The 3643-nt window shown below is 61.8% G+C and carries 2 protein-coding genes; both read right to left on the bottom strand.

Features of this window, described 5'->3' with window-relative positions:
* Positions 1-396 precede the first annotated feature (396 nt).
* Positions 397-1428 (bottom strand): cation diffusion facilitator family transporter, encoded by a 1032-nt coding sequence (locus JF781_RS27570; RefSeq protein ID WP_008260705.1) that lies wholly within the window; start codon positions 1426-1428, stop codon positions 397-399.
* 145 nt (positions 1429-1573) lie between these two features.
* Positions 1574-2701: a pyridoxal-phosphate dependent enzyme gene (locus tag JF781_RS27565; protein ID WP_008260707.1), complete on the bottom strand. Its 1128-nt coding sequence runs from the start codon at positions 2699-2701 to the stop codon at positions 1574-1576.
* Positions 2702-3643: the final 942 nt, after the last annotated feature.

The following is a 3643-nucleotide window of genomic DNA, read 5'->3' as shown; positions in this document are numbered from 1 at the left end:
GGCACGCGGGGGGCCGCGCCCGGCGGGCACCCCAAACCAGGCCAGCCCACCAGCGACGGCCACGGCCACGGCCAACACCACACCCAACGCGGCCAGCGCGGCCACCGCAGTACCCGAGCGCGGCAACACCGCCGTGGTGAACTGCTCAGGATGCTCGCCCGACAATCCTTTGCCCACATGCGAATGATCGACGCCGAAACTGGGATGATCACCACCACTTGTCGAGGCCACAACCGCAGGTGCAGGCCGCGCCACCGATGAGTGCGAAGGCATGATCACACTGTCGGCGCCGATTAGCACGCCCCACGCCGCCAACCACACTGCAGTTCCCACCACCGCCACATACCGCAGCCGTAGTAACCAGCTAGCGCCGCCCAACCTCATTACAGCCCGTTCTTAACCGCGGAGATGCGACAACGACGAGGAGTCGGTGCCGCCTGTATCCGACTCGTGATAATGGGCTTGGTTGTTTACTGAGCGGTGGGTGAGCCCGTGCGGTTCTGCGCAGTGCGCGCATGCGCCTGCGAAACCGTGTTCGTTGAGCCTGCCTGATTTTTGGTGCTCAAGCTGCAGGGTGATGTGTGAAATTCCGTGCGTGTGCGCCAGCAACGCCGCTAACTCGGCCCGGGTTTCATGGCAATCGCGGTCCTCATCCACGATCACGTGCGCTGAAAGTGCCGTTTGCCCTGACGTTATTTCCCAAACATGCAGGTCGTGAACTTCGACCACCGCGTCGCGTGCCGCCATCGCCTGGCCAATCTTTTCAGGCTCGAACCCGCGAGGCGCGGCCTCCAGGAGTACCAGGCTTGCAGCACGCACCAATCCCGTCCCGGCCTTCGCCATCAACACCACCACGACGAGCGTGGCGAGGGCGTCGGCGCGTGCGAACCCGGTGAACACAATCACCACGCCGGCGATTGCCGTTGCGATGAAAGCGAACAGGTCGTTGAGGATGTGCTGGAAAGCACCCTCGACGTTCAGGCTGGAGCGATTGGCGCGGCTGATCATCCACGTCGCGGTCACGTTCACCACGACCCCGATCAGTGCCGTCATCAGCACCAGCCTGCCGGTGACCGGCGGCGGGTCAATTAGTCGACGGGCCGCCTCATAGGCCAGCCAGCCCGCCAAAACTAGTAAAGTCAGGCCGTTGGCCAGCGCAGACAAGATTTCCGCCCGTCGCCAACCGTAGGTCATACGGCCCGCTGCCGGCCGTGCTGCCAACCCGATAGCCCACAGCGCCAAAGCGATTGAGGCCGCGTCGGTAAGCATGTGCGCCGCGTCCGAGATCAGTGCGAGGGATCGTGCAACGATTCCTACCGCCACTTCGCCGACCATGAATGCTGTGATCACCGCCAGGGCGCCGGCTAGCCACCGCCGGTCAGCATCGGTTGTGTGCCCGTGCCCGTGGGCGTGGCTGTGCCCGCTCATGGCCGCACCCTCGGCGGCCGGCTGGGGACTAAATCCCCGGCTAGACTTGCTCTGTCAGACGTTCCTGTTCGGTTTTCCATATGAGTTGCGCCTCTTTTCTTTCCTCGTGTTGACTACGCCGTGACGCACGGCTTAAGGCCTTTGTTCAGATGATCGCGGTTGCCTGACCGCTGTTCGCGATAGAGCGGATTGAGCGCAAGTGCTGCGGCGGCGCTAACAAAAAACAATGCAGCGCAGAGCATTTCGTGATGCCCGCGATGTACCGCTGTGCCGGAGATTGCCGCTGTCGCCCATTGCAGATCAGGGTTCTGATTGCGACGACGGTGCCATAGAACCGGTAAGGTGTTGCCCCCGAACGGTTACGGGTAAAAGTATTTGCAGCATGCAGTTCGAATGGGATCGCCGGGGCCGATCCTAGCGCAAGCAGCGCTGCGGAGACTGCGAGTGCTTCGACGTCCGGTGGCGAACTTGAGCTCCGATCGTCGGCCAGGATGATCAGCGGCAGATACGACACTGCCAGGATGGCTAGACCGGCGATCAAGCTACGCCAGCAACCCCATCTGTCGGACAACCATGGGGTGGTCCGCAACTGGCCGGCAACGACCACCACACCTGAAATCGCGAACACACCAGCGGCAAAACAGCATTGGGACCACGGCGTTAGCACCGACACCTGCACAGGCAGGACAAGATAGACCTGGAAAGTCACTAGATACAAACCCATCATCGCGGCCAAGAGCAGCAAAGACCCGTTGACCAGGATGATCCGCCAATCCTGCAAAACCGATGCGGATCTCGGCGCCTGCTCGCTCTGTTGAAGTAGCATTCGCACAACTCCTGCCGAATAGCTGCCGGTAGCCGCCAGGCACACCCGTACATCGATTCCACCGCGCTGGACGGGCAATTCAAAATCCAGGGATTGATCACCGACAACGTTGTCAAAGTTGGTGTACTGAACCGGAATCCATGCACCGTGATCGGTGGCCAACGCCTGCACGACCCGATCTTTGCGGGCTTGTTCCCATCCACCAACCGGGCGCGGTGCATCGACGAGGACAACGTCGGCGCAGTAGGCAGCAAGCATCCGCCCAATGATCGGTTCCATCATCCCGGTATCGATGACAACCGCTACCGGACCCACGCACACCTCGCCCGCTAGAACCAGTCCCAAACATAGGTTGCCGCCGGAAAACTCCGCGGTCCGAGCTTCGGGCAGCAACCCGCCGCGGTCGCGCGCCTTATCGACCAACTGCGTGGCAAGGACTTCCTTCATGCTGCCACCTGGGTTGAAGCACTCAAGCTTCGCCCAGAAACCACGGTTCCGCAATGCTCTGGGACGCCGAGATCCTGGGCACCGAAGCATGTCACACCAAGACACCAGCCGCCCATAGGTGGCAGGCCTGCGCCGCCAGCAGGAGCGCGCCCCGGTGGCGGTACGAGGTGGACTGCCCGCAAGATTATTGCCAGTGTGAACAACGTCAATCATCTGATCGTCACTTCCATCAACGCGCGACACGCGACAATTGGTAAGAAGCGTTCACCGGCCGGCGACGCGAAGCGCAACGGCCTGACGGCGACTGATCAGCGACGAGACAAGCAGAGCCGAGTCAACAGATCTCGACCGGCGCAACGCACTGCAAGCACAGTGGGCGGACCCCGCCCCGGCGCCGCCGCGGGATAAGCCGACCACCCCGCCCCCCCAACCGGGCTGACCGCGGCGCCGAAACTCGCCAACGCGGCCACAGACGGTGTCAAGGCGGCGGCCATGAACTGGTCGTCGTGGTGTGTCGACGAATCCCTTTCTGCGTGCGCATGGTCTGGGGGAAGCTGATCCCTGACCACTTGCGACGATTCAAGCGAAGTCAGCGCTTCACCGGCAACGATTTCCAGATCCGTTGAGTTAGTTCTACTTTCGTGGTGGTGTGCGCCACCGATTACCATCCACAACATCAACCACACTGTGGCTGCTACCGCGACCAAACGGGATCGCAGCATTGTCGGATCGGCAACGTCGATTCTCATAACAACCCCGAAGCTAGCACCGCACGGGAACGATGTCGTCGGCAAAAGCCTAGCTACGACAATATGTGCCCCACTTGTCACGACTCGTTCAGCGCTTGCTCACCACCAGCTCACTTAACGAACCAGATCGAGCGTTAACCCGCGCCGGTTTGGCTGCTTTGCATGACCGCGGTTCGGTTGCGTCAACGGTCCG

This window comes from Mycobacterium sp. WUMAC-067 (genome assembly GCF_020217485.1).
Lineage (GTDB): Bacteria > Actinomycetota > Actinomycetes > Mycobacteriales > Mycobacteriaceae > Mycobacterium.
Note: the sequence above shows the minus strand (reverse complement) of the source record. Positions and strands in the feature narration are given on the sequence as shown.